The organism is Mycobacterium sp. 48b, assembly GCF_048282725.1.
In the GTDB taxonomy this organism is placed as follows: Bacteria; Actinomycetota; Actinomycetes; order Mycobacteriales; family Mycobacteriaceae; genus Mycobacterium.
This window is the reverse complement of sequence record NZ_JBLVUL010000001.1, coordinates 3,542,991-3,566,953: the sequence shown is the minus strand read 5'-3', so window position 1 is coordinate 3,566,953 and position 23,963 is coordinate 3,542,991. Positions and strand designations below refer to the sequence as shown.

Genomic DNA, 23,963 nt, shown 5'->3' with positions numbered 1-23,963 from the left:
TTACCCTCAGCTACCGGTCCGGGCGTCCCGTCAGTACTCACGGAGTCGGCAACTGCCCCGACGTTTTCACCCGGTACATCACCAGATCGTCGGGCACGCCTTCGGGCTTGGTCGAGAACATCTGTCGTCGTTGACGTTTGACACTCACCCCGAGTTCGGCCAGGTCCTCTTCGGAGATGCCCTCCAGCGTGGTGTGGGACACAACGAGGCCGCCGGTGGCGGCGCGTTCCATCACCCGGGCGGTGATGTTCACATCGACGCCGAGCCAGTCCGACCCGATGCGCTGCGGACGGCCGGTATGGATACCGACCCGCATGCGCGGCGAGTAGCCGTCCATGTCGATGGCTTTCACCCCGTCGAGCGCGATGAGCATCGCGCTCAGGGCGGTACCCGGGTCGGAGAACACGGCCATCATGCCGTCGCCCATGCGTTTGACGATGTGGCCGCGGGCTTCGAGCACCGGCGGCTCGATCACCTGGGCCACCCGCCGCAGCAACCGCAATGTGGCGTCATCGCCGGAGCGCAGCGACCACGAAGAGAATCCGACCAGGTCGGTGAACACCAGGGTCACCTCGGGATTGGCCGGGGTTCCCGAAACACGTTCGGTGAGCGCCTGCCAGACCTGCAATGCGCCCAAACTCACCTCGCGCGAGGCCGCGTCCCGGTCGAGCAACCGGTCAGCCACCCGCGCTGCCGCGCGGGGACCGCCCTCACCCGACGCCGAGAGGCGGTCACCGAAATCCGGGTCCCCGGGCAACGACCGCCTGACCCGCCGGACCAGATCGATGACGGCGGGGCTGCGGTTGGTTCGTTGCACCCACCCCAACGGACCCGGCAATCCGGGTGTCCGCACCGGGCGCTGCTGCGGCGCCTGCTCGACATCCCCGACTCGGCCGGACGGGTCATCGAACGGCTCGCCATCCACAGCGCAAGAGTAAGTGGCGCGCGGACCGGGCGGCAATCACGCCGCGAGCGGGTTTGCCCACACTGTCGGGGCACCACGGAACCGGGCTGGTCACAGCCCTGTGGCGCCACGGTAGCCGCCGAATAACAGTGCGCGACGACGCGCCGCGGCGTCGTAGACAACATACGTTGTCACTACTATCGTTGGGCTCAGCTGTGATTCACGTCATGACGAGTCAACGAGGACGCAATGACCACACGAGCCACGACTGCCGGCCGACACGATCCCCTCGGTCCGGATTCACTCACCTGGAAGTACTTCGGCGACCTGCGCACCGGGATGCTGGGCGTCTGGATCGGCGCGATCCAGAACATGTATCCCGAACTCGGCGCCGGCGTCGAGGAGCATTCGATCCTGCTGCGGGAGCCGCTGCAGCGGGTGGCGCGGTCGGTGTACCCGATCATGGGTGTGGTCTACGACGGCGACCGCGCATCGGACACCGGTGCGCAGATCAAGGGGTTTCACACCACCATCAAGGGCGTCGACGGCCAGGGCCGCCGGTATCACGCCCTGAACCCCGAGACGTTCTACTGGGCGCACGCCACGTTCTTCATGCTGATCCTCAAGACCGCGGAGTATTTCTGCGGCGGCCTCACCGAGGCCGAGAAGCGTCAACTGTTCGACGAGCACGTGCAGTGGTACCGCATGTACGGCATGAGCATGCGGCCGGTGCCGGACAGCTGGGAGGAGTTTCAGGAGTACTGGGACGCCAAATGCCGCGACGAGCTCGAGATCAACCGGGCCACCCTCGACATCTTCACCATCCGGATTCCCAAGCCGTGGTTCGTGCTGATGCCGACCCCGGTGTGGGACCAGCTGTTCAGACCCCTGGTGGGGGCGCAGCGCTGGATCGCCGCCGGCCTGTTCGACCCGGCGGTGCGGGAGAAGGCCGGAATGCGCTGGACCCCCGGCGACGAGGTCCTGCTGCGCATCTTCGGAAAGATGGTCGAGCTGGCATTCGTCGCGGTCCCCGACGAGATCAGGCTGCACCCGCGCGCATTGTCGGCCTACCGCCGTGCGGCCGGGAAATTGCCGGCCGACGGCCCGCTGGTCGAAGCGCCGAGCTTCATGGACCCGCCCCGCGACCGACGGGGCCTGCCCATGCATTACCTGCCCCGGCGCAAGACGCTGCTGGACCGCGCCGGAGCCCTGGTGCACACCACGTTTTCGCTACCGGCGTTGCGTCCGCCGTCGCGCCCGGCCCGACGCCCTGCGGCCTGACTTTTGACACGTGTCTAAGCTGTCGAAATGCTTGATTGGTCTGATGTCGACATAGCTGTCCGGGACGCGGTGCGGGAGTTCGTGGACAAGGAGATCCGGCCCCACCTCGACGAGCTGGAGAGCGGCGACATGGAGCCGTATCCGATCGTGCGAAAGCTGTTCGCCACGTTCGGAATTGACGCGCTCGCCAAGGAGTCACTGGACAAGCGGCTGGCGAAGCTGCGCAGTGGCGAGAGCAAGCCGTCCGGCGCCCGGGGCGGAATGTTCGGCGGCGGGTCACCGGGCATGGGTTTCGTCCTGATCAGCGAACTGTGCCGGGTGTCGATGGGCCTGGTCACCGGGCTCGGCGTCAGCCTGGGCCTCACCGTGTCGACCATCCAGAGCCGCGGCACCCTGGCCCAGCAGGAGCGCTGGCTGCCCGGGCTGGTGACCTACGAGAAGATCGGCGCGTGGGCGATCACCGAGCCCGATTCTGGTTCGGACGCGTTCGGCGGCATGAAGTCCTACGTCACCCGGGACGGGGACGACTACATCCTCAACGGCCAGAAGACGTTCATCACCAACGGTCCCGACGCCGATGTCGTGGTCGTCTACGCCAAGCTCGCCGAGGACACGGCAGGTGACTCCGCTTCGGATCCGCGCAACCGCAAGGTGCTGACCTTCGTGCTCGACCGCGGCATGGAGGGCTTCGAGCAGTCGAAGCCGTTCCGCAAGATGGGCATCCACTCCTCGCGCACGGGCGAGCTGTTCTTCAACAACGTCCGGCTGGGACGCGACCGGCTGCTGGGCGAGACGGAGGGAACCGACGGGCCGGACGAAGGTCGAGCCAGCGCGCGGTCCAACTTCTCGGCCGAACGCATCGGCGTGGCCGCGATGGCACTCGGCGTGATCGAGGAATGCCTGCGGCTGAGCGTCGACTACGCCAAGACCCGGACCCTGTGGGGTCAGGAGATCAGCCAGTTCCAGCTGATCCAGCTCAAGCTGGCCAACATGGAAGTCGCCCGGATGAACGTGCGCAACATGCTGTTTCGCGTCATCGAATCCGGTGAGAAGGGTGCTCCCATCTCCCTCGCCGAGGCCTCGGCGATCAAGTGGTACTGCTCGCAGGCCGCCACCGACGTCGCGATGGAAGCCGTGCAGCTGTTCGGCGGCAACGGCTACATGACCGAGTACCGGGTCGAGCAGCTGGCCCGCGATGCCAAGTCGTTGATGATCTACGCCGGCAGCAACGAGGTGCAGATCACCCACGTGGCACGGGGGTTGCTCAGCTAGCGCTATCCCTGGATCATCTCGCGACCCGGGTGCGCGGCACGCCACCCGGCCATCGCGGTATCCCAGTCGGCACCGTCGAGCGCGGTGAGCGCAGCCGGAAAAAGGCCGTCCTCTTCTTTCGCGATGTGCACATAGAGTTCTTCGATCTCGGCGCGAACCCGCTTCTGGTGGTCGGGATCGGACAGGTCGACAACCTCGAGAAATGCGGCCAGCTCGCGGTGTTCGGCCACCAACGGGTCGATGCGCTCGGCGTACAGCTCGTCGTCGTGCATCACCGCGAACAGCCCGTTCTCCTCACCCTGCCAATGGGAACGCAATTCCTCGAACATCGCCGCCAAGAGCCTGCGGGCCACGTCCAGCTCGCCGCGGTCCAGTGCGCGCACCGCCTCGCGGCCGTGGTCGACGGCCCGTTCATGCTCGGCGATGTAATCCCGCAGCAGTGGCATGTCCCGGCATCCGCAGTATTGGCACATGGCTCGTCCTCCGCATCCGACCCTAGCGGAGTGGCCAGTTGTTGCACGCGAATCGCAAATCCGTATGCAACAACTGGCCACTCGGAGTCAGGACCGCGCCTGCGCACTCTGATACAGGCAGATGGCCGCTGCAGCAGCAACATTGAGGCTTTCCGCACTGCCCCGCATGGGGATCGTCACCCGCACATCGGCGGCAGCGGCGACCTCGGGCGACAGACCATGCGCCTCGGAACCGAACAGCCACGCCGTCGGTACCGTGAGATCAGCGGCGGGCAGCGGCGTCTCACCGTCGAGCGTCGTCGCCAGCACCTGCAGGCCTGCGGCCCGCAACGCGGCGATCAACGCGGCAGTGTCAGGTGCCTGCGCCACCGGCAACCCGAAAATACTTCCCGCAGAGGACCGCAGGCATTTGCCGTTGTAGGGGTCGACACTGTTGCCCGACAGGATCATCGCGTCCGCCCCCATGGCATCGGCCAGCCGGATCAGCGTGCCTGCGTTGCCCGGCTCCGAAGTCTCCACTGCGACCGCGATCAACCGGGGTTCAGCAGCCAGCACATCGTCGAGGGATACCTCCGGCAGCCGGCACACCGCCACCAGGCCGACCGGGGTCACGGTGTCCGACAAGGCTTTCGCCGCACGTTCGGTGACCAACTGCACCGGCGCATCGGCGAGCAGGGCACCGAAACGGTCGAGCGCGTCCTCGGTCGCGAACACCTCGGAAACAAGTCCGCGCCGCAACGCGGCCTCGACGAGGTTGGGACCCTCGGCAAGGAAGCGTGCGGCGCGGCGGCGCCCGATGTGGCGCTGCAGTTTGACCGCAGCCGCCACCCGGGCAGAACGCTCGGTGAGCGTCAGGCGGCCTCGTTCGAGGGCGCGTTGACGTCCTCCGGCAGGGCAGCCTTGGCGACCTCGACCAGCGCGGTGAACGCGGCGGCATCGCTGACGGCGATCTCGGCCAGGTTCTTGCGGTCGACCTCGACACCTGCGGCCTTGAGACCCTGGATCAGGCGGTTGTAGGTGATGTCGTTGGCGCGGGCCGCGGCGTTGATACGCGAGATCCACAGCTTGCGGAACTCACCCTTGCGGGCACGGCGGTCCCGGTAGGCGTAGGTCAGCGAGTGGAGCTGCTGCTCCTTCGCCTTGCGGTACAGGCGGGACCGCTGACCGCGGTAGCCCTTCGAGGCCTTGAGGACTGTGCGCCGCTTCTTCTGGGCGTTGAGTGCGCGCTTCACGCGTGCCATGGGATGTTCCTATTCTCGTTCGGTACGGGGAGCGGCAGTTCTAGCCGTTGAGCAACTTGTTGACACGCTTGGTGTCGTTGGCTGCAACCACGGTGCGGCCATCGAGCCGACGGGTGCGCTTGGTGGCCTTGTGCTCCAGCAGGTGGCGGCGGCCAGCCTTCTGGCGCACGATCTTGCCGGTCCCGGTCTTGCGGAAGCGCTTCGATGCTCCGCTGTGGGTCTTCGCCTTGGGCATGAATCCTCAGTTCTGTCTTGAAACTAGTTCTGCGTAACGTCTGGTTCTTCTGGTGCGGCCTGCTGCCCGCCCGGGCGCTCGGCCTGCTCCGCCGCCTTGGCGCGAGTCTTCGCGCCGCGGTGCGGTGCCAGCACCATCGTCATGTTGCGGCCGTCCTGCTTGGCTGAGGTCTCGACGAAGCCGTACTCGGCCACGTCTGCGCCCAACCGCTGCAACAACCGGTACCCGAGTTCGGGCCGGGACTGCTCGCGTCCGCGGAACATGATGGTCACCTTGACCTTGGACCCGGCTTCGAGGAAGCGGACCACATGGCCCTTCTTCGTCTCGTAGTCGTGATCGTCGATCTTGGGACGCAGCTTCTGTTCCTTGACGACGGTCTGCTGCTGGTTCTTGCGAGACTCGCGCTCCTTGAGAGCCGTCTCGTACTTGAACTTGCCGTAGTCCATGATCTTGCAGACCGGCGGCTTGGCGCCTGGCGCAACTTCGACAAGGTCGAGATCGGCATCCGCGGCGACGCGGAGGGCGTCTTCGATGCGCACAATGCCTACCTGCTCGCCACCTGGTCCGATCAGGCGGACTTCTGGTACACGAATGCGCTCGTTGACGCGGGTCTCAGTGCTGATGGGGCCTCCTATGTTGGGTCTGCTGAGGAGACCCGCCCATCTGCACTTCTGCCCCTGAGAACAGAAAAGCCCTGCTAAAAGCAGGGCCCAATGCCGACCGATCACGGCTTGCGCCGCCTGCACCTCCAGTTCTGGAGCACAGAACCGGCGTCCGAGGACACCGGCGACCGGACCGTTGTACCTTGTGGCCAACGGTGGGAGTGGGACTCCACTTGCTGTCCCTGACATGAGCCGGGACGGTCGCGCATGACAGTCTAGCAGGCATGACGGATCCGACCGAAACGCCCGACGAGGCGACCCCGCAGGACTCGGGCAATCTGGACGGCCCAGCCGTTCGCGAACTCGCCGACATCCCCGCAGTGGAAGTCATCACCCGGGCGGCGGTCATGTTGATGAGCGCCGCGGCCGAGAAGATCGGGCTGTCCGCCGAAGACCCCGAGGATAGCCCGCACCGTGATCTCGACGAGGCCCGCCGGCTCATCACCGCGCTCGCCGGGCTCGTGACGGCATCGGCCGAATACCTGGGACCGCACGCGGGTCCCGTCCGCGACGGCCTCAAGAGCCTGCAGTTGGCGTTCCGAGAAGCCAGTGCGGCTCCCGAGGAACCGGGCAAAGGCCCAGGCGAGAAGTACACCGGCCCGGTCTGGTAGACACCTGGGCGGTGTCTGTGCGCGCGATCGACCCAATTGACGGTTTGACCGCCTATTCTCCGGGCGTATGACCGTCATCAACCGCGGCCGCCGCACCGGGGTCCAGCCCGCGTCGAGATTCTCCTGGGTTCCCGCAGCAGCCGGTTGGACCGTCGGGGTGATCGCCACCCTGTCGCTGGTCGCCAGCGTGTCTCAAACGGTGCGCTGGCTGATCCAGGTGCCACGGGAGTTCGTCAACGACTACATCTTCAACTTTCCCGACACCAGCTTCTCGTGGGCCTTCGTGCTGGCGCTGCTGGCCGCGGCGCTGGCCGCCCGCAAGCGGATCGCCTGGTGGATCCTGGTGCTCTACATGGTGGGCGCCATCGGCTGGAACCTCGGCGATCTCGCCACCGGTGGTGACCCGCTGGCCGAGGACGTCGGCGAAGTCATCGGCCTGGCGTTCCACATCGTGGCCATCGTCTGCCTGGTGTTGGCCCGCAACCAGTTCTGGGCCAAGGTCCGCCGGGGCGCGCTGCTCAAATCCGCCGTCGTCCTGGTCGCGGGCATGGCGATCGGCATCCTGGCCGCGTGGGCGCTGCTGGAGCTGTTCCCGGGCACCCTGGCACCGGAGTGGCGGCTGCTGTACGCGGTCAACCGGGTGAGCGGCTTCGCCACCGTCCCGACCGAGGTCTTCGAGGGCTACTCACATCCCTTCCTCAATGCGATCTTCGGTCTGTTCGGCGCACTGGCACTGATGGCCGCCGCGGTCGTGCTGTTTCAGTCGCAACGCGCCTCCAATGCGCTGACCGGCGAGGACGAATCGGCGATCCGCGGATTGTTGGAGGCCTACGGCAAGAACGACTCGCTGGGATATTTCGCCACCCGCCGCGACAAGTCGGTGGTGTTCGCCCCCAACGGACGTGCCGCGATCGCCTATCGCGTGGAGGTGGGCGTGTGCCTGGCCGGCGGCGACCCGGTCGGCGATCCCAAGGCGTGGCCGCAGGCGATCGCCGCCTGGCTGCAGTTGTGCCAGACCTACGGCTGGGCGCCGGGTGTGATGGGTGCCAGTTCGGCTGCGGCCGAGGCGTTCCGGGCAGCCGGACTCAACGCACTGCAACTCGGCGACGAGGCCATCCTGTATCCGGACAACTTCCGGCTGTCCGGGCCCGACATGCGCGCGGTGCGCCAGGCGGTCACCAGGGCCCGGCGGGCCGGGACCTCGGTACGCATCCGGCGCCACCGGGAACTGGACCAGGCCGAGATGGCCGACGTGATCAAGCGCGCCGACGCCTGGCGGGACACCGAGACCGAACGCGGCTTCTCGATGGCGCTCGGCCGGCTCGGCGACCCGGCCGACCGTGACTGCCTGCTCGTCGAGGCCGTGCAGCAGCGCGGCGACAACCCGGAGCCTGAGGTGGTCGCATTGCTGTCGCTGGTGCCGTGGGGCACCAACGGCGTCTCTCTCGACGTCATGCGCCGCTCGCCGCAATCCCCCAACGGGACCATCGAGCTCATGGTCAGCGAACTGTGCATGCAGTCCGAAGCCATTGGGGTCAGCCGTATTTCACTGAACTTCGCCATGTTCCGATCGGCGTTCCAACAGGGCGCGCAACTGGGCGCGGGCCCGGTGGCCCGGCTCTGGCGGGCACTGCTGGTGTTCTTCTCCCGGTGGTGGCAGCTGGAGACGCTGTACCGCTCGAACATGAAGTATCAGCCCGAGTGGGTTCCGCGGTACGCCTGCTACGAGGATGCCCGGTTGATCCCGCGGGTCGGAGTCGCCTCGGTGATCGCCGAGGGATTCCTGGTGCTGCCGTTCTCCCGGCGGAACAAGCAGCACACCGGCGAACACGTCGCGGCCCCTGCCGATCTGGTGGACTCGGGCCGGCTGCACCACGACGGCAGCGCCCCGGACCGCAACGGGCCGCCCGACGATCTGGGTGACGACGACCAACAACGGCTGCCCGAGCAGGTCAGGGTCCGGATGGCCAAGCTGCGCCAGCTGCAGGCCGACGGTGTGGACGCCTACCCCGTGGGCCAGGCCCCCAGCCATACCGTCGCGGCCGCACTGGAATCCGCCGACGGTGACAGCGTCAGCGTGGCCGGGCGGATCCTGCGGGTCCGGGATTACGGCGGCGTGTTGTTCGCCCAACTGCGCGACTGGTCGGGCGAGGTCCAGTTGCTGCTCGACAACACCCGCCTGACGCAGGCCGGCACCGCCGACTTCACCGCGACCATCGACCTGGGTGACCTGATCGAGGTCAGCGGTTCGATGGGGCGCAGCCGCAACGGAACCCACTCGCTGCTGGTCGACAGTTGGCGGCTGATCGGCAAATGCCTGCGCCCGCTGCCGGACAAGTGGAAGGGCCTGACCGACCAGGAGGCCCGGGTACGGGCCCGCTACGTGGATCTGGCCGTCAACACCGAAGCACGGGATTTGATCCGGGCGCGCAGCGGCGCCCTGCACGCCATCCGGGAGACGTTGTACGCCAAAGGTTTCCTCGAGGTGGAGACCCCGATCCTGCAACAGATCCACGGGGGCGCCAATGCCCGGCCGTTCCTGACCCACATCAACGCCTACGACCTCGACCTGTATCTGCGGATCGCACCCGAGCTCTACCTCAAGCGGTTGTGCGTCGGCGGCGTCGAGCGGGTCTTCGAACTGGGCCGGGCATTCCGCAACGAAGGCGTGGATTTCAGCCACAATCCGGAATTCACCCTGCTGGAGGCCTATCAGGCCCACGCCGACTACAACGTGTGGATCGACGGCTGCCGCGAGCTGATCCAGAACGCCGCCCAGGCCGCGAACGGGGCCCAGGTTTTCCAGCGGCCGCGTGCCGACGGGGTCCTCGAACCGGTCGACATCTCGGGCCGGTGGGCGGTCAAGACCGTGCATGACGCGGTGTCGGAAGCCCTGGGCGAGCAGGTCACCGTCGAGACGGATCTGGCCACGCTGCGCCGGCTCTGCGATGCGGCGCACATCCCCTACCTGACCCACTGGGACGCCGGCGCCGTGGTGTTGGAGATGTACGAGCACCTCGTCGAGGACCGCACCGAAGAACCCACGTTCTACAAGGATTTCCCGACGTCGGTGTCGCCGCTGACCCGGCCGCACCGCAGCATTCCCGGGGTCGCCGAACGCTGGGACCTGGTCGCCTGGGGCGTCGAGCTCGGCACCGCCTACAGCGAGCTCACCGACCCCGTCGAACAGCGCCGGCGGCTGCAGGAACAGTCGTTGCTGGCCTCGGGCGGTGATCCCGAGGCGATGGAACTCGACGAGGATTTCCTGCAGGCGATGGAGTACGCGATGCCTCCGACGGGCGGCCTCGGGATGGGTGTGGACCGGGTGGTCATGTTGATAACTGGCCGTAGCATCCGCGAAACACTGCCGTTTCCCCTGGCCAAACCTCGTTAGCAGGTTCCTCACAGCCGATCCCAAGATTGGGCGGCGACGATATTGCTGTGACGTTCACCCACCACCTGTCCTTGATGCACGGCTGGGTCCCGACCAGCATCCAAGTCATCACCGCCGTGGTGTTGATCGCCGCAATCGGATGGCGTACCCGCCGCTGGGCTCTCATCTGGCTGCCGTTCGCTGCCGCGGTGGGCGGCGTCCTGGTCGCGGGCACCAATTGGTACATCGAGTCCGAGGGGCTGGCGGGTAACCCGGCGCCGCGGTCGCTGTGGGTGTGGATCGCGCTCACCGGTGTGGCGATCGTCGTTCTGGCCGCCGGTTGGCGCGGCAGCCGGTGGTGGCGGCGCGGCACCGCGGTCATGGCAGTGCCGATGACCCTGCTCTGCACGGCGCTGGCGCTGAACCTGTGGGTGGGTTACTTCCCGTGGGTGCAGACCGCATGGAATCAGTTGACCGCAGGACCGCTACCTGACCAGACCGACGAGGTCACCGTGGCCGCGATGCAGCGCCAAGGCACCATCCCGGCCAAGGGCAGCGTCGTTCCGGTCGAGATCCCCAACAGCGCTTCGGGTTTCCGGCATCGCGGTGAATACGTATATCTGCCGCCGGCGTGGTTCGCCGCCAATCCCGCGCCGAAGCTGCCGACCGTCATGATGATCGGCGGCGAGTTCAACACCCCGGCCGACTGGATGCGAGCCGGCAACGTGATCAAGACGATGGACGACTTCGCCGCGGCCCACCATGGATACGCGCCGGTGCTGGTGTTCGTCGACCCGGGCGGCACCTTCAACAACGACACCGAGTGCGTCAACGGAAAGCGCGGGAACTCCGCCGACCACCTCACCAAAGACGTTGTGCCCTATATCAACAGCCACTACGGCGTCAAACCGGCCGCCGCCAACTGGGGCATCGTCGGCTGGTCCATGGGCGGCACCTGCGCGGTGGACCTGGCGGTCATGCACCCCGAGTTGTTCAGTGCGTTCGTGGATATCGCCGGCGACATCGGCCCGAATTCGGGTACCAAGGCACAGACCGTCGACCGGCTGTTCGGCGGGAACTCCGCCGCATGGGATGCCTTCGATCCAAGCACCGTCATCAACCGGCGTGGTCAGTACGACCAGACGACCGGCTGGTTCGACGTCAACGACACGTCGACCGCGGGTAAGCCGGCCAACCGCGCCAACGATCAAGCCAAGGCCGCCAACGCGCTGTGTGCACTCGGGTCCAAGCACGGCATCGCCTGCGCGGTGGTGACCCACCAGGGCACCCATGACTGGCCGTTCGCAAGCCACGCATTCACCGCGGCGCTGCCCTGGCTGGCCGGCGTCCTCGAAACCCCGCAGGTGCCCGCGATCGGACTGCCCCAGTCATCGCCCTCGGCCGCCTTCATCCAGACCGCGGCCAAGTAGCGGTCAGTAATCGGATTCGGCGGCGCGTCTTTCGGCCAGGAAGGCATCGATTCCGGGGCTCGCCAGCCGGGCCCGCGCGAACGCGCGCACCCGGTCCCGGTCCGCTGCCGACTCGTCGACGCCGTCCGCGCCGACCCGCACCGAGACGCCCGACCAATCCAGATTCCAGGCCCGGGTCTCGCTGAGCGGCCGCCCATCTGGAGCGCGCAGCGGCAGTACGGTACGGCCGGCGGCGTCGAGGACACCGGAGCCGCCGCAGTCGCTGCCGCGCATCGTCACAGCGATGCCCGCAGGCGAATCCGGTCCCGAGAGCGCCACCTGCACCACCGCGCCGGTTGCCTGCCCGACGGCGGTCACCGACCACTCGACGGTGTTGTCGGCGGCATCGAAGACCCCCGGCGGTACCGCCGACCAGTCCACGGTCGCCACCCCCCGGCCGATCACGCCCGCGTCGCTCGATCCGTCGCCGGCCCCGGCCGCCAGGGCGTAATCCGCCCGCCGGGTCGCTGCGACGACAGTGTCGGGCCACTCCAGCCCGGTCTCGGCGGCCAGTTCCCGGCACTTCCCGACCAGCTCGGCAACATTCGGATCACCTTGACCGGAAAGGAAGTTCAGTGCCTCCAGATGCGGCGCCAGCAGATCCAGCGCGTCGGAATCCAGGGTGTCGTCGGTGAAGAAGTCCTCGGCGGCCACCGTCAGCAGCGCAAGTTCGGCGTCGAGCACAGGGCGTTCCAGTGCCGCGATACCGTCCCGGCCACTGGCCGGCCACCACCGACGAAGCCAATGGCCGATTGCCAGGCGCCGCAACGCATCCGTCGAGCCGGGCAGCAGCTCCACACCGGGCAGGTCGAGTGGCCGGTCCGGTTCCCGGTGCCGCAGTGCGTCCAGAACGGCGACATGGCCGGACTCCCCGATCACGCGCCACAACCAATCTGCACGCTCGGGGTCGGTGAATGCGATGGAAGGTGTTTCGCCGGCGCCTCCATCCACCACCCACGACAGCACGGCGCCGCTGACCTCCAGCACCGCGATCAGCGGCGCGCCGACGTGCAGCGGGGCCGTGCCCCACAGGCCGGCATCAGCACCCAATTTCACTCTGCCACCTGCACTTCCAGCATCGACTTGATCCGTTGCCGATGATCGAGGCTGACCGATCTGGCCACACCTTCCAGCAGGGACCGGACGTCGTCGATGTCCGCGCAGGACTCCTGCCAGACGTCGAAGCCGTGCAGCCGGGCCCACAGCCGGCTCAGATAGGGGCGGGCGAACCCGCCGAGATCGTCGATCACCTGCTGCTGGCGCGGGTGCACGGCGGTGCCTGCCGCCAGGTAGCGGCGGGCATGCAGCACATAGGCCTCCTTGGCCAGCCGGGCCTGGATGCGTGCCGACAGTTGATAGCGCCCCGATGCCGATGCGTCGAGCGGGTGTAGATCGGTGGCCACCTCGATGCCGGTCAGGAGCGCGGCTTGCTTGTCCTCGGCGAGCAGCCCCCACGGCGCGCACGCTCGGTCCACCTCCTCCGCGCACAGCAGCGGGAGGTCGGGCAGCTCGTCGCGGTCCAGTGCCCGGCGCAATGTCGCCCGCACCCGGTCCACCACGCTGCGGTCCAGCGGACGGTCCCCCTCCCCCTGACCGCTGATCGACGGCGGCCGTTGCGGCTGAACCGAACTCAGTCCGATGCCGGCGATCGACCACGGCAGGCCGGCGTCGGCTCGTCGTGCTCCCGCACCCAGGTTGTACGGCGTCGCGTCGGCCACCAGCGCCGACCACACCCGCTGCCGGGCCGCCTCGGCGCGGTGGCTGTCGGCGGGACCGAGCACGGTGGCCAGGCCTGCGAAGAACGGACCGGTGATGGCGTCCGACGGGACCACGTCTTCCCAGCTGTGCTGGAGCTGACGACGCAACCGGTCGATGACCTGCGGATCGGCCACGTAGCCGCTGAGGGCCTCGATCGCCGTGCGGTCACGGCCCTCGTGCAGGCCGGCCAGCACCTCGGCGGCCACCTGCGCGCCGTCCAACGCCGGCGCGCCCCGGGTCACCGCAAGTTCGAAACACACCGGGAAATAGAGTTCCTGGGCGTTGCCCGTGGTGATGCGAAGTCGCCTGCGTTGCTGCTTGAGCTCGCTGAACCAGGCCGCCGCGGCGCGCAGATGCGGCCCGCTGCGCACCATCTGCTCGTGCAGTTCGGCGGCCACCTCCGGGGCCAGCACCGGGGCCGAATAGTGCGTGTTGCTGCGCAGTCTGAGCACGAGCGGGTCGATGATCCGTTTGACGGTTCGGCGCAGCGGCCCGCCGTCGTCACCGCTGAACACCTCGACGCCGGGCCCGAGTGCCCGCCAGGCCCGCTCGATGACGGCGCGGCGCGGCTGGGCCGAATTCACGCCCCAATTGGGGCCCGCCTGCGCCCCGGCCGTATCGGACCCGATGCTCACCGGCACCAGGATAGAGGCGAAGTTGGGTTCGGTAGCCATGGCCCGGCCGGACCCTTGGGTCCATGACCGACGCCGTGCTGATCACCGTCCTGTGCCTGTTCTGCACCGGCGCCGTGTTGACCGCGATCGGCCGGACGCGGTGTGTCTGCCCGAACGATGAGGCCGACGAGCGCCTGGTCACCCTGGGCGAGCTGGTGGCCGAGTTCGACCACATGCTGGTCCGCAAAGGACTGCTGACCGGGACACAGGTCACGTTGATCCGCACCGGAACCCGGTCACGCGGCATCATCACCGGGATGCGCCCGACCGGGGAGGTCCGGGAGGACTACCGCGAGGTCGAACTCGATCTGATCGTCAGCCGCCGCGGGGGCGGCCAGTTCCCGGTTCGTGAGCGCACGATGGTCCCGGCGACGGCCCTGGCGAAGGTGTCACCCGGCAACGTGATCGACACCTACTACCGGCCTGGCGACGAGAGCACCGTCGCCGTCTGTGTGGCGCCTGCCTGATTCAGCGCGCGCCGTCGACGCTGAACGTGGCCACCGCCGCCCAGTGCAGCGGACTGGCCGTGGCGTCACCGTCGCGCCAGCGGCGCATCGTGGCGCGCTGCCAGCGGTTCACCGCCAGGCCCGCGTCGTCGTCGCGATGCGCCAGATCCACCCCCACGATGGTGTCCGCCATGGGATCGGCGTCGGGTGCACTGCCGAACTGCCGGAAGCCCGCGCTGGTCGGCAACGACCACAACGTCGCGGTGACCAACTGCGCGCCACCCAGGATCATGGCGGCGACCAGCCCGGCCGCCTCGTCGAACCGGTAGTCGCCGCCGGATGAACACGCCAGCAATGCCACCCGGGGTGGGAACCGCAGCCTCCCGGCGATCATCTCCCCCGCGGTCAGCGGCCGGTCCTCGGCCAGATGCACAGCCGCACGCTCGGCATGCCCGGCGGTTCCGTCGGCTGCACTGACGTGCCCTACGTAGAGCAGCCGGCTCGGGTCCTGTGCACACGCATCGGCCAACCAGCGCCGGTCGGTATCGGTGCGACGGAACAACTCGACCGCCTCGGCGACCTTCGGCAGCACGGCGTGGCCGGCCACCAGGTCGCCGAAGTGCGCCGACAGCGGCGTGTGCGGCGACGGGCGGCCCAGCACCGAACCCAGGGCCGAATCCGGCCGCTGCCCGGGGATACGCGGATCCAGTACCAGCACCGGTGGCCCGCTGAGCCGGTCCTGCCAACGGGCGGGGGTGCGCTCTGCGTGAACGATGTTGGGCGGCACCGCCATCAGCACGTCCACCAACTCCATCAACCGGAATCCGTCGGGGCCCGGCATCGCCAGCTGGCCCCACGGCACCCGGCCCAACCGCGGGCTCGGCGTCACGAACAGCACCGGCCGGACGTCGGCGACGCAGTCGGCCAGCAGCTGCCAGCCGTCGATCCCGATCAGGTGCGAGCCCAGCAACCGGGCCAGGTCGAGTTCAGCCTCGACGGTGGCGAAGGCGCCCGTGGTGACGGCCCGTTCGATGGCCTGTGCCGGCGTTTCGGTACCGATCGGGTCGGGCAGCGCCGGGTTGAAAACGGCCTCCACCGCCTGCATGTGCGGTTCCTCGATCACCCAGGTCACCGACCGCTGCGGCTCCCCCACCACCCGCAGGCTCGCATACGTCGCGATGCCGACATCGGCGAACCGCAGTACCAGAGTGTCGGTCACGGCCACGTCGTCCATTCCGCGCCGGGCGCGGTGACATCCTGGCCATACCGCTGCAGCGCCAGCTCCCGGTAGTGGCTCATGATCGGGCCCGAACTCGGATCCATCCGTAACGGGGGCAACGGTCCGAGCCTGGTCAGCGCGCCTTCGCAGCCGACCGGCTCTGCGGCGGCCGCGACAGCGAGCTGCGGCGCGAGTTCGGCTTCGACCGGAACCACCGCCGTGGCGGTACCCGCCCAATCCGCGGCCCCACCCGGCTCGACTTCCGGATCTGTCCTGAAAGTTCCTCGCGCGCTGTGGTATTCGACCAGTTCACAGGTCAGCTCGGTATTGTCCGACTCCCACGCCACCGCGAACGCCCCCGCCAGCAGGGGCGCCGACACGCCGCTGGCCCAGCGGGCCCGGGCTCCGGCGTCGGTGATCGTGTAGCGCACCGAATCGACGGCCAGCGCGGCAGGCACCTTCAGATCGGCGGCCCGGTCGAGCTTGACCATTGCGCGCCGGTATTCCGGTGTGCCCGGGGCGCAATCGACCACGCCTAGCCCCGCAGCGTGCCGAGCCTCGATCTGGCTCCAGTCCTGGCCGGGTTCGCCGACGCCCTCAAAACCCATCTCCACGAGCGCGTCGGCCCGCCAGATGTTGCCCAGGTGCGCGTCGAGCCGGGCGTACTGGAGCCAGCTGTGCCGCGGCGACGCATCCAGATACTCGCGGGCCTGCTCCACCAGTTGTATCGCCTCCTCGAAGGCGCCCCGGAAGATCGCGATCCAGCTGCGCTGCAACAGGATCCGGTGGATATGAAGCGGTCTGCCCAGCTCCCGCCAGTGCCGCTCGGCGTGTTCCCAGCACTCGTCGGCTTCCTTCAACCGGCCGATGCCGAGCCGGACCAGCCCGAAATACAACCAGCTGCGGGACACGTCGTGGGCACGGGCATGTTCGGCGATCACCGGGTATGCCGCGGTGACCAGGTCCTGTGTCTCGGAATGACGACCGGCAGACCAGGCCGCAGCCCCTCGCTCGAGCTGGGCGCGGGCCGTGGCGAGTTTCCAGTCGCGGGCCTCAGCGCGCGCGCCGGCCCGGCGCAACCACGGCTCGGCCTCGTCGAGGCGACCCGATTCGATGCAGAACCGGCCGTAGCCCAGCGCCGCAGTGACGAAGAGATGGTCGGTCTCGGCGTCGTCGCCATCGGGCGCGGGATACTTCAGGAAGTCGAGCACCTCGGCCCACACCGGCACCGATGCCGCATACAGATCGTCGTCGCACAAGCCGTTCGCGATCAGAATCCTGGTGCGACAGATCAGGTTACGGTACTCGGTTGCCAAATCCGGGTAATATCCACGGGTTTCGACCAGCGCCTCCAGATGCACTCTGGCACTGTCATGCTCACCGCGAGCCGCGGCGAGGCCGGCATCGAGGAACTCGACGCGCCGGGTATAGCGGCAGATCATGTGATCGATGTCGTGGCCGGACATGGTGGTCTGCGCGGCGAGGTCGGGGCGCTGCCCCGAACGGATCGCGACGTAGATCGCCAGACAGTCGCGGATGCGGGAAATACTCTCCACCACACCCTCATACGCGGTCCGTACCAGGTAGATCTCACCGAGCTGGGCGAACACCTCCAGCGCGTGGTCATCGCGGTCGGCCTGCTCGATCAGGGGCAGCTGCGAGACCAGCAGGTCGCGGGCAGCGATCTCGTCGGCAGCCAGCGTCAGGCGACGGGCGCGGTCGAGATCGCCGACGATGGTCACCTCTGCACCATATAAAAGCGGCGGGCGTACCCGGCAGAAGGTCTGCCGGGCACGCCCGCCATGTCGGGAGATCAGCTGCAGGACACCGTGATGGTGAACGGCTTGTTGATCATCCCGGCCATCGGGTTCTTCATGTCGGCACCCGACGCTTCGCCGGAGATGGTGTAGGTGTCCCCGTCGACCTTGACCTCGGCCGAGCCGACCTTTACGCCCATCGCCTCACTCACCGCCAGTGCGCTGCCGTCATAGACCAGGCCGAGCGACTCGACCTTCGGCGTGGCCTCGTCGGTCATCACCACGCCCAGGCCCTGCTGGCCGCCGATCGCGGCGCTGGCCACGTTGATCTTGCCGCCCTGCTTGACGCAGGTGACCGAGTTCAGGTCGAGGCCGGCCAGGTCCGACCCGTCAACCTTGACCTGGGTGTTGCTTCCGGAGCTCACCTTGGTGTCGGTCGCCGACGCGGCCGGCTTGTCCGCGGGCTTGTCGGCGGGCTTGTCGTTCGAGCAGCCCACCAGCACCGCACCCGTCGCGAGCAGTCCCATGGCGCCTGCGATAACTCGATTCACGGTCATTACGTCTTCCCCTTCGTTCCGCGTTGCCCCGATGGCTCCGTCGTGTCCTGAAGTCTTGGCGGGGCCAAGTGCTACCGATCCCAAAAAATGTCGGTTCCCGCAGGTAACGTGGGTTTCGTGACGAAGGACCCAGAGCAGCAGGATCAACCCGACGACGCCGCGACAGCCGAGGAGCCCGCTGTGGTGGAAGGCGAGATCGTTCCCGCAGCCCCGGCCTCGCGCCCGCAGCCCGGGTCGGTCCCGGGGCCGGTTTCCGAGCCGGCCGACACCGGCTACACCGCGGCCGGGGTGCCGACGTTCGATGCGGTCCGGGAGAAGATCGAGACCCGCTACGGCACCGCCATCGGAGCCTCGGAGCTGGCAGCCGAGACGCCTGAGGGCCGCTCTGTCGAGGAGCAGTACGAAAAGCGCCAGCAGGCGGCGGCCGAGCGCCTGCAGCAGATCCGTGAGTCCATGCACAAGTCGGACGACGCCTGATCCGTGCGGACGTTCACACTCGCCGAGCGCCGCGCTCGGCTGGCCCGGCGTCACTTCCTGAGTCGGCCGGCGTCCTCGGTCTCCGATACCACGGGGGCCTTCGTCGGCCTGCACGCGACCGACCCGTCCACCCCGTACCTGTCCCTGTTCGCGCGGCTGCCCGGTTTCACCATCGATGATCTGGACCGCGAGCTGTACGCGCAGCGCACTGTGCTCAAACACCTCGCGATGCGCCGCACACTGTGGATCGTGCGCGCCGGGGACCTGCCGCTGGTGCAGGCCGGGGCCAGCGACCGGGTCGCCGGCAACGAGCAGCGGAAGCTCATCGGCGATGTGGAGAAGGCCGGTGTGGCCGCCGACGGTGCTCAGTGGCTGGCCACCGCGTGTCGGGCGGTGCTGGACCATCTCCACGAGCACGGGCCGACGCCCGCGGCACAACTGCGCGCCGCGCTACCCGAACTCGCCGGCAGTTTCGACCCGGCGCCGGGAAAGCGCTGGGGTGGTGAGACTCCGCTTTCCCCAAGGGTTTTGACGGTGCTCGGCGTGCGCGGCGAGATCGTGCGCGGCCCCAACGAGAGCGGGTGGAACAACTCACGACCGCGATGGACGGTCACCTCTGACTGGCTCGGGACACCGGTGCCGACGGCCGAGCCGGATCACGCCCGCGCCGAGCTGGTGCGGACCTGGCTGCGAACATTCGGCCCGGCCACGGTCACCGACGTCAAATGGTGGTTCGGCAACACCCTGACCTGGGCCCGGCACGCGCTGCGCGATATCGGCGCGGTCGAGGTGGATCTGTCCGGCGTAACCGGTTATGTCCTGCCCGACGACCTCGAGGTCGAGCCGGACGCCGAGCCGTGGGCAGCGCTGCTCCCCGGCCTCGACGTCACCACGATGGGCTGGTTCGACCGTGACTGGTACCTCGGCGATCATCGTTCCCAGGTGTTCGACACCAACGGCAACGGCGGGCCGACGGCGTGGTGGAACGGCCGGATCGTGGGCGGCTGGGGCCAGGATCCCGACGGCCGCGTCCAGTTGCACCTGCTCGAGGAGGCCGGACGTGACGGCACCCGCGCGTTGCAGCAGCGCGCCGACGCGCTGACCGAATGGCTGGCCGGAGCTCGGGCCAATCCCCGCTTCCCTTCACCGCTGTCCAAGCGCTGACGGACGAAACTACGGTTTCTGATGGAAATCAGCCGGATTCCATCAGAAACCGTAGTCTCGGCGCGAAACTCGAACCCTAGGCACTGACCTTGCGCCGCTTGGGTTTCGGAGCGGGCACGTCGATCAGCTCGGCGAGGAACTGGCCGGTGTAGCTGTCCGGGTTCGCCGCCACATCCTCGGGCGTACCCTGCGCGACGACCGTGCCGCCGCCGGCCCCACCCTCAGGTCCCATGTCCACGATCCAGTCCGAGGTCTTGATCACGTCGAGGTTGTGCTCGATGACGATCACCGTATTGCCTTTGTCGACAAGGCCGTTGATCACCTTGAGCAACTTGCGGATGTCCTCGAAATGCAGACCGGTGGTCGGCTCGTCGAGGATGTAGACCGTGCGACCCGTCGAGCGCTTCTGCAGTTCGGCGGCCAACTTGACGCGTTGCGCCTCGCCGCCGGACAGCGTCGGCGCCGGCTGCCCCAACCGCACGTAACCCAGACCGACGTCGACGAGGGTCTTGAGGTAGCGGTGGATCGAGCTGATCGGCTCGAAGAACTCGGCGGCCTCCTCGATCGACAGATCCAGCACCTCGGCGATGGTCTTGCCCTTGTAGTGCACCTCAAGGGTTTCCCGGTTGTACCGGGCGCCCTGGCAGACCTCGCACGGCACATAGACGTCGGGCAGGAAGTTCATCTCGATCTTGATGGTGCCGTCACCCGAGCAGGCCTCGCACCGGCCGCCCTTGACGTTGAACGAGAACCGGCCCGGTTGGTAGCCGCGGACCTTGGCCTCGGTGGTGGCGGCGAACAGTGACCGGATCTTGTCGAACACCCCGGTGTAGGTGGCGGGGTTGGACCGCGGGGTGCGACCGATCGGCGACTGGTCGACGCGAACCAGCTTGTCCAGCTGGTCGAGCCCGTTGACGCGGGTGTGCCTGCCGGGCACCTGCCGGGCGCCGTTGAGCTTGTTGGCCATCACCGAAGCCAGGATGTCGTTGACCAGTGTCGACTTGCCCGAACCGGACACCCCGGTGATCGAGGTGAGCACGCCGAGCGGGAATGCGACGTCGATCTCCTTGAGGTTGTTCTCCCGCGCGCCGATCACGGTGACCTGACGACGCTTGTCGGTGGGTCGCCGGATGGCGGGGACCTCGATGCTCTCCTTACCGGAAAGGTAAGCGCCGGTGATGGATTCGGGGTTGGTCAGCAGATCCTGATACGTGCCGCTGTGCACGATCCGACCGCCGTGCTCACCGGCCGCCGGGCCGATGTCGACGACCCAGTCGGCGTGCGCGATGGTGTCCAGGTCGTGTTCGACGACGATCAGCGTGTTGCCCAGGTCGCGTAGCCGGACCAGGGTGTCGATCAGTCTGCGGTTGTCCCGCTGGTGCAGGCCGATGGACGGCTCGTCGAGCACGTAGAGCACGCCGACCAGTCCGGAGCCGATCTGGGTGGCCAGCCGGATGCGCTGTGCCTCACCACCGGACAACGTGGCGGCCGCCCGTGACAGCGACAGGTAGTCCAGCCCGACGTCGAGCAGGAACCCGAGCCGCGACTGGATCTCCTTGAGCACCTGCCCGGCGATGGCCTGCTCACGCGTGCCCAGGGTCAGGTCGTTCAGGAAATCGGCGCAATCGGCGATCGACAGCTCGGCCACTTCGGCGATGGACTTCGCGCCGTGGTCGCCCGCGGTCATCGTCACGGCGAGGATTTCGGGCTTGAGCCGCGTGCCGTTGCACTCCGGGCACGGGATGTCGCGCATGAAGCCCTCGTAGCGTTCCTTCATCTGCTCCGAGTCGGTCTGCTCCATGCGGCGCTGCAGGAACGCCATCACGCCCTCGAAATCGGCGTAGTACGACCGGGTACGGCCGTAGCGGTTCTTGTACCGGACGTGGACCTGGTGGTCGGAGCCTTCCAGAATTGCCTTGCGCGCCTTGGCCGGCAGCTTCTTCCACGGGGTGTCGATGTCGAACCCGAGCTGATCGCCCAGCCCGGACAGCATCCGGGTGAAGTACTCGGCGCTCTGCCCGACCGCCCACGGCGCGATGGCGCCGCCGGCCAGGGTCAGGTCCGGGTCGGGCACCACCAGTTCGGGGTCGACCTCCTTGCGGATGCCCAGCCCCGTGCACTCCGGGCAGGCACCGTAGGGAGAGTTGAACGAGAACGACCGGGGTTCAAGATCATCGACGGCCAGCGGGTGGCCGTTGGGGCAGGCCAGCTTCTCGGAGAAGCGCTGCTCACGGTGCGGATGGTCGTCCTCGCGGTCGACGAACTCCAGCACCACGATGCCGTCGGCGAGGTTCAGCGCGGTCTCCACCGAGTCGGTGAGCCGCTGCTTGGAGCTGGCCTTGACCGTCAACCGGTCGACGACCACCTCGATGTCGTGCTTTTCCTGTTTCTTGAGCTTGGGCGGATCGGTGAGGGAATGCACGACGCCGTCCACCCGCACCCGGCTGTAGCCCTGGCTGTTGAGCTTCTCGAACAGGTCGACGAACTCGCCCTTGCGGGTGCGGACCACCGGGGCCAGCACCTGGAAGCGCAGGCCCTCGTCCATGGCCAGCACCTGGTCCACGATCTGCTGCGGGGTCTGGCGGGCGATGCGCTCACCACAGACCGGGCAGTGCGGGGTGCCCGCGCGGGCGTACAGCAGACGCAGGTAGTCGTAGACCTCGGTGATGGTGCCCACGGTCGAGCGGGGGTTGCGGTTGGTCGACTTCTGATCGATCGACACCGCCGGCGACAAACCCTCGATGAAGTCGACATCGGGCTTGTCCATCTGTCCGAGAAACTGCCGGGCATAGGCCGACAGCGACTCGACATAGCGGCGCTGCCCCTCGGCGAAGATGGTGTCGAAGGCCAGCGAGGATTTGCCGGACCCGGACAGGCCGGTGAACACGATCAGCGCGTCACGCGGCAGATCGAGGTCGACTCCTCGCAGATTGTGCTCGCGGGCACCCTTCACGATCAGGCGGTCAGCCACGCGTTTCCTTTCCAACGACAGACTTCAGCCCCATGCTATGTGCGGCCACCGACAAGCCCGATACGGTGGCGCTATGACCAGCCCTCACATCGCGGTTGCCGACACCTACACCGGTCATCAGGAGCCGGGGACCGCCGCCCGGCGCACCCTGCCGAACGCCTCGATCGTCAAGGTGTCGGTCGGCCCCATGGACAACAACGCCTACCTGGTGACCTGCAATTCCACCGGCGAAACGCTGCTCATCGACGCCGCCAACGACGCCGAGGTGCTGCTGGACGTGATCAAACAGCAGGCGCCCAAACTGTCTCTGATCGTCACCAGTCACCAGCATTTCGACCACTGGCAGGCGCTGGAGTCTGTGGCAGAGGTCACCGGGGCACCGACGGCCGCGCATGCCCTCGACGCCGAACCTTTGCCGGTCACCCCGGACCGGATCCTGGCCGACGGGGACACCGTCCCTATCGGCGACCTCACGTTCGACGTGATCCACCTGCAGGGGCACACCGAGGGCTCGGTCGCGCTGGCGATGAAAGCACCCGACGGGGTGACACACCTGTTCACCGGCGACTGCCTGTTCCCCGGCGGGGTCGGCAAGACCTGGCAGCCCGGCGACTTCGAGCGGCTACTGGGTGATGTGAGCGCCAAGGTGTTCGACGTCTACGACGACCGCACCGTCGTGTATCCCGGCCATGGAGACGACACCACGCTCGGCGCCGAACGTCCTCATCTCGGGGAGTGGCGCGAGCGCGGTTGGTAGTCGATCAGGCCCGTAGGGCTCAGCTGGTGTGAACGATGAGCACGTCGGTCTTCGACCGGCGTGCCACATTCGCGGGCACAGAGCCCAGCAGGCGGCCTGCGATCGTGCTCAGGCCGACGTTGCCGACCACCAGGAGGTCCGCCTGGACGTCCTCGGCCAGTTCGACGAGCGCGTCGACGGGTGCGCCGACGACCGGCCGCTCCTCGATGTCGGTGGCGCCTGCGGCCTTCGCACGGTCGGTCGCCTCGCGGAGGATGGCGTAGATCGGCGCATTGCCGGCCATCTTGTAGCCCTCGTCCTTCAGCACATCGGCGGCACGCTGGTCTTCGCTCTGGGGGAAGTACGCGGTTGCCACGATCAGCTTGGCATTCGAGCCGGCGGCAATCTGACCGGCGCGGTCGACTGCACGCAACGACGAATCAGATCCGTCCGTGCCGACCACCACGGTTCGATACGCGCTCATCAATACCCTCCCACTTTCAGTTGCAACGCCACCCGAGACAGTAACCCGTTGCCCACTGACCAGGGGTGCGAATCACGACACCCGCACGGCCAACCGACAACTGGACCCACTATTCGGTCCCGAACGGCGAATCGGCACTGATGTTAACCCTCAGGACCGGAAAATCGGTGCTGACCGTGACGTAGTCGACGCCGTTCGA

22 protein-coding genes are annotated in these 23,963 nt (G+C 67.8%); 9 read left to right on the top strand and 13 right to left on the bottom strand.

Annotated elements, in window-relative coordinates; translation table 11 throughout:
• Positions 1-37 precede the first annotated feature (37 nt).
• Entirely contained in the window at positions 38-925 is an 888-nt protein-coding gene (locus ACNQR1_RS17250; protein ID WP_418047380.1) for an adenylate/guanylate cyclase domain-containing protein, read from the bottom strand.
• 228 nt (positions 926-1,153) lie between these two features.
• Here ACNQR1_RS17250 and ACNQR1_RS17245 point away from each other — a divergent pair, with 228 nt between their 5' ends.
• Together ACNQR1_RS17245 and ACNQR1_RS17240 are read left to right on the top strand one after the other, a co-directional pair.
• Complete coding sequence (locus ACNQR1_RS17245; RefSeq protein WP_418047379.1) at positions 1,154-2,185, top strand: oxygenase MpaB family protein; 1,032 nt, start codon at positions 1,154-1,156, stop codon at positions 2,183-2,185.
• Positions 2,186-2,212: 27 nt separating this feature from the next.
• A complete protein-coding gene (locus tag ACNQR1_RS17240) occupies positions 2,213-3,457 on the top strand; it encodes an acyl-CoA dehydrogenase family protein (protein ID WP_418047378.1) in 1,245 nt (414 codons plus the stop codon).
• Positions 3,458-3,459: 2 nt separating this feature from the next.
• Here the strand turns inward: ACNQR1_RS17240 and ACNQR1_RS17235 are convergent, their stop codons facing one another.
• From ACNQR1_RS17235 to infC, 5 genes are all read right to left on the bottom strand, one after another.
• Positions 3,460-3,903, bottom strand: a complete 444-nt coding sequence (locus tag ACNQR1_RS17235; RefSeq protein WP_418047377.1) for a hemerythrin domain-containing protein — start codon at positions 3,901-3,903, stop codon at positions 3,460-3,462.
• Between the two features lie 114 nt (positions 3,904-4,017).
• The gene (locus ACNQR1_RS17230) at positions 4,018-4,758 is read right to left on the bottom strand and encodes a TrmH family RNA methyltransferase (protein ID WP_418047376.1); all 741 of its coding nucleotides are present in this window, start codon (positions 4,756-4,758) and stop codon (positions 4,018-4,020) included.
• Positions 4,759-4,781: 23 nt separating this feature from the next.
• On the bottom strand, positions 4,782-5,171 hold the full coding sequence (rplT, locus tag ACNQR1_RS17225; RefSeq protein ID WP_135455381.1) for a 50S ribosomal protein L20: 390 nt from the start codon (positions 5,169-5,171) through the stop codon (positions 4,782-4,784).
• Positions 5,172-5,211: 40 nt separating this feature from the next.
• Positions 5,212-5,406 (bottom strand): 50S ribosomal protein L35, encoded by a 195-nt coding sequence (gene rpmI / locus ACNQR1_RS17220; protein ID WP_036449598.1) that lies wholly within the window; start codon positions 5,404-5,406, stop codon positions 5,212-5,214.
• A gap of 23 nt (positions 5,407-5,429) precedes the next feature.
• A complete protein-coding gene (gene infC, locus ACNQR1_RS17215) occupies positions 5,430-6,029 on the bottom strand; it encodes a translation initiation factor IF-3 (protein ID WP_418050408.1) in 600 nt (199 codons plus the stop codon).
• A 263-nt stretch (positions 6,030-6,292) separates the two neighbouring features.
• Between infC and ACNQR1_RS17210 the strand changes: the two genes are divergently transcribed.
• The 3 genes from ACNQR1_RS17210 (at position 6,293) to ACNQR1_RS17200 (ending at position 11,482) form a co-directional block, all read left to right on the top strand.
• Positions 6,293-6,679: a DUF1844 domain-containing protein gene (locus ACNQR1_RS17210; protein ID WP_418047375.1), complete on the top strand. Its 387-nt coding sequence runs from the start codon at positions 6,293-6,295 to the stop codon at positions 6,677-6,679.
• A 67-nt stretch (positions 6,680-6,746) separates the two neighbouring features.
• The gene (gene lysX, locus ACNQR1_RS17205) at positions 6,747-10,073 is read left to right on the top strand and encodes a bifunctional lysylphosphatidylglycerol synthetase/lysine--tRNA ligase LysX (protein WP_418047374.1); all 3,327 of its coding nucleotides are present in this window, start codon (positions 6,747-6,749) and stop codon (positions 10,071-10,073) included.
• A gap of 74 nt (positions 10,074-10,147) precedes the next feature.
• Complete coding sequence (locus ACNQR1_RS17200) at positions 10,148-11,482, top strand: alpha/beta hydrolase (protein WP_418050407.1); 1,335 nt, start codon at positions 10,148-10,150, stop codon at positions 11,480-11,482.
• Positions 11,483-11,485: 3 nt separating this feature from the next.
• On the opposite strand, the gene ACNQR1_RS17195 is transcribed toward ACNQR1_RS17200, so the two are convergent.
• Both ACNQR1_RS17195 and ACNQR1_RS17190 read right to left on the bottom strand, forming a co-directional pair.
• Complete coding sequence (locus ACNQR1_RS17195) at positions 11,486-12,577, bottom strand: hypothetical protein (protein WP_418047373.1); 1,092 nt, start codon at positions 12,575-12,577, stop codon at positions 11,486-11,488.
• Positions 12,574-13,914: a hypothetical protein gene (locus tag ACNQR1_RS17190; RefSeq protein WP_418050406.1), complete on the bottom strand. Its 1,341-nt coding sequence runs from the start codon at positions 13,912-13,914 to the stop codon at positions 12,574-12,576. The genes ACNQR1_RS17195 and ACNQR1_RS17190 overlap by 4 nt, the downstream gene beginning before the upstream one ends.
• A gap of 62 nt (positions 13,915-13,976) precedes the next feature.
• Here ACNQR1_RS17190 and ACNQR1_RS17185 point away from each other — a divergent pair, with 62 nt between their 5' ends.
• Positions 13,977-14,420 carry a hypothetical protein gene (locus ACNQR1_RS17185; protein ID WP_418047372.1) on the top strand — a complete coding sequence of 148 codons (444 nt, stop codon included), beginning with the start codon at positions 13,977-13,979 and terminating at the stop codon, positions 14,418-14,420.
• A gap of 1 nt (position 14,421) precedes the next feature.
• On the opposite strand, the gene ACNQR1_RS17180 is transcribed toward ACNQR1_RS17185, so the two are convergent.
• From ACNQR1_RS17180 to ACNQR1_RS17170, 3 genes are all read right to left on the bottom strand, one after another.
• Positions 14,422-15,633, bottom strand: a complete 1,212-nt coding sequence (locus ACNQR1_RS17180) for a CHAT domain-containing protein (protein ID WP_418047371.1) — start codon at positions 15,631-15,633, stop codon at positions 14,422-14,424.
• Entirely contained in the window at positions 15,615-17,360 is a 1,746-nt protein-coding gene (locus ACNQR1_RS17175; protein ID WP_418047370.1) for a tetratricopeptide repeat protein, read from the bottom strand. The genes ACNQR1_RS17180 and ACNQR1_RS17175 overlap by 19 nt, the downstream gene beginning before the upstream one ends.
• Before the next feature lie 71 nt (positions 17,361-17,431).
• Positions 17,432-17,926 (bottom strand): lipoprotein LpqH, encoded by a 495-nt coding sequence (locus tag ACNQR1_RS17170; protein ID WP_418050405.1) that lies wholly within the window; start codon positions 17,924-17,926, stop codon positions 17,432-17,434.
• A 294-nt stretch (positions 17,927-18,220) separates the two neighbouring features.
• Here ACNQR1_RS17170 and ACNQR1_RS17165 point away from each other — a divergent pair, with 294 nt between their 5' ends.
• Positions 18,221-18,409 carry a hypothetical protein gene (locus ACNQR1_RS17165; RefSeq protein ID WP_418050404.1) on the top strand — a complete coding sequence of 63 codons (189 nt, stop codon included), beginning with the start codon at positions 18,221-18,223 and terminating at the stop codon, positions 18,407-18,409.
• Positions 18,410-18,412: 3 nt separating this feature from the next.
• A complete protein-coding gene (locus ACNQR1_RS17160; RefSeq protein ID WP_418047369.1) occupies positions 18,413-19,573 on the top strand; it encodes a winged helix DNA-binding domain-containing protein in 1,161 nt (386 codons plus the stop codon).
• 76 nt (positions 19,574-19,649) lie between these two features.
• Here ACNQR1_RS17160 and uvrA read toward each other — a convergent pair whose 3' ends face one another.
• Entirely contained in the window at positions 19,650-22,544 is a 2,895-nt protein-coding gene (gene uvrA / locus ACNQR1_RS17155) for an excinuclease ABC subunit UvrA (RefSeq protein WP_418047368.1), read from the bottom strand.
• A 73-nt stretch (positions 22,545-22,617) separates the two neighbouring features.
• On the opposite strand from uvrA, the gene ACNQR1_RS17150 reads away from it, so the two are divergent.
• Complete coding sequence (locus ACNQR1_RS17150; protein ID WP_418047367.1) at positions 22,618-23,301, top strand: MBL fold metallo-hydrolase; 684 nt, start codon at positions 22,618-22,620, stop codon at positions 23,299-23,301.
• 19 nt (positions 23,302-23,320) lie between these two features.
• Here the strand turns inward: ACNQR1_RS17150 and ACNQR1_RS17145 are convergent, their stop codons facing one another.
• On the bottom strand, positions 23,321-23,764 hold the full coding sequence (locus ACNQR1_RS17145) for a universal stress protein (protein ID WP_044524035.1): 444 nt from the start codon (positions 23,762-23,764) through the stop codon (positions 23,321-23,323).
• Between the last annotated feature and the right edge of the window lie 199 nt (positions 23,765-23,963).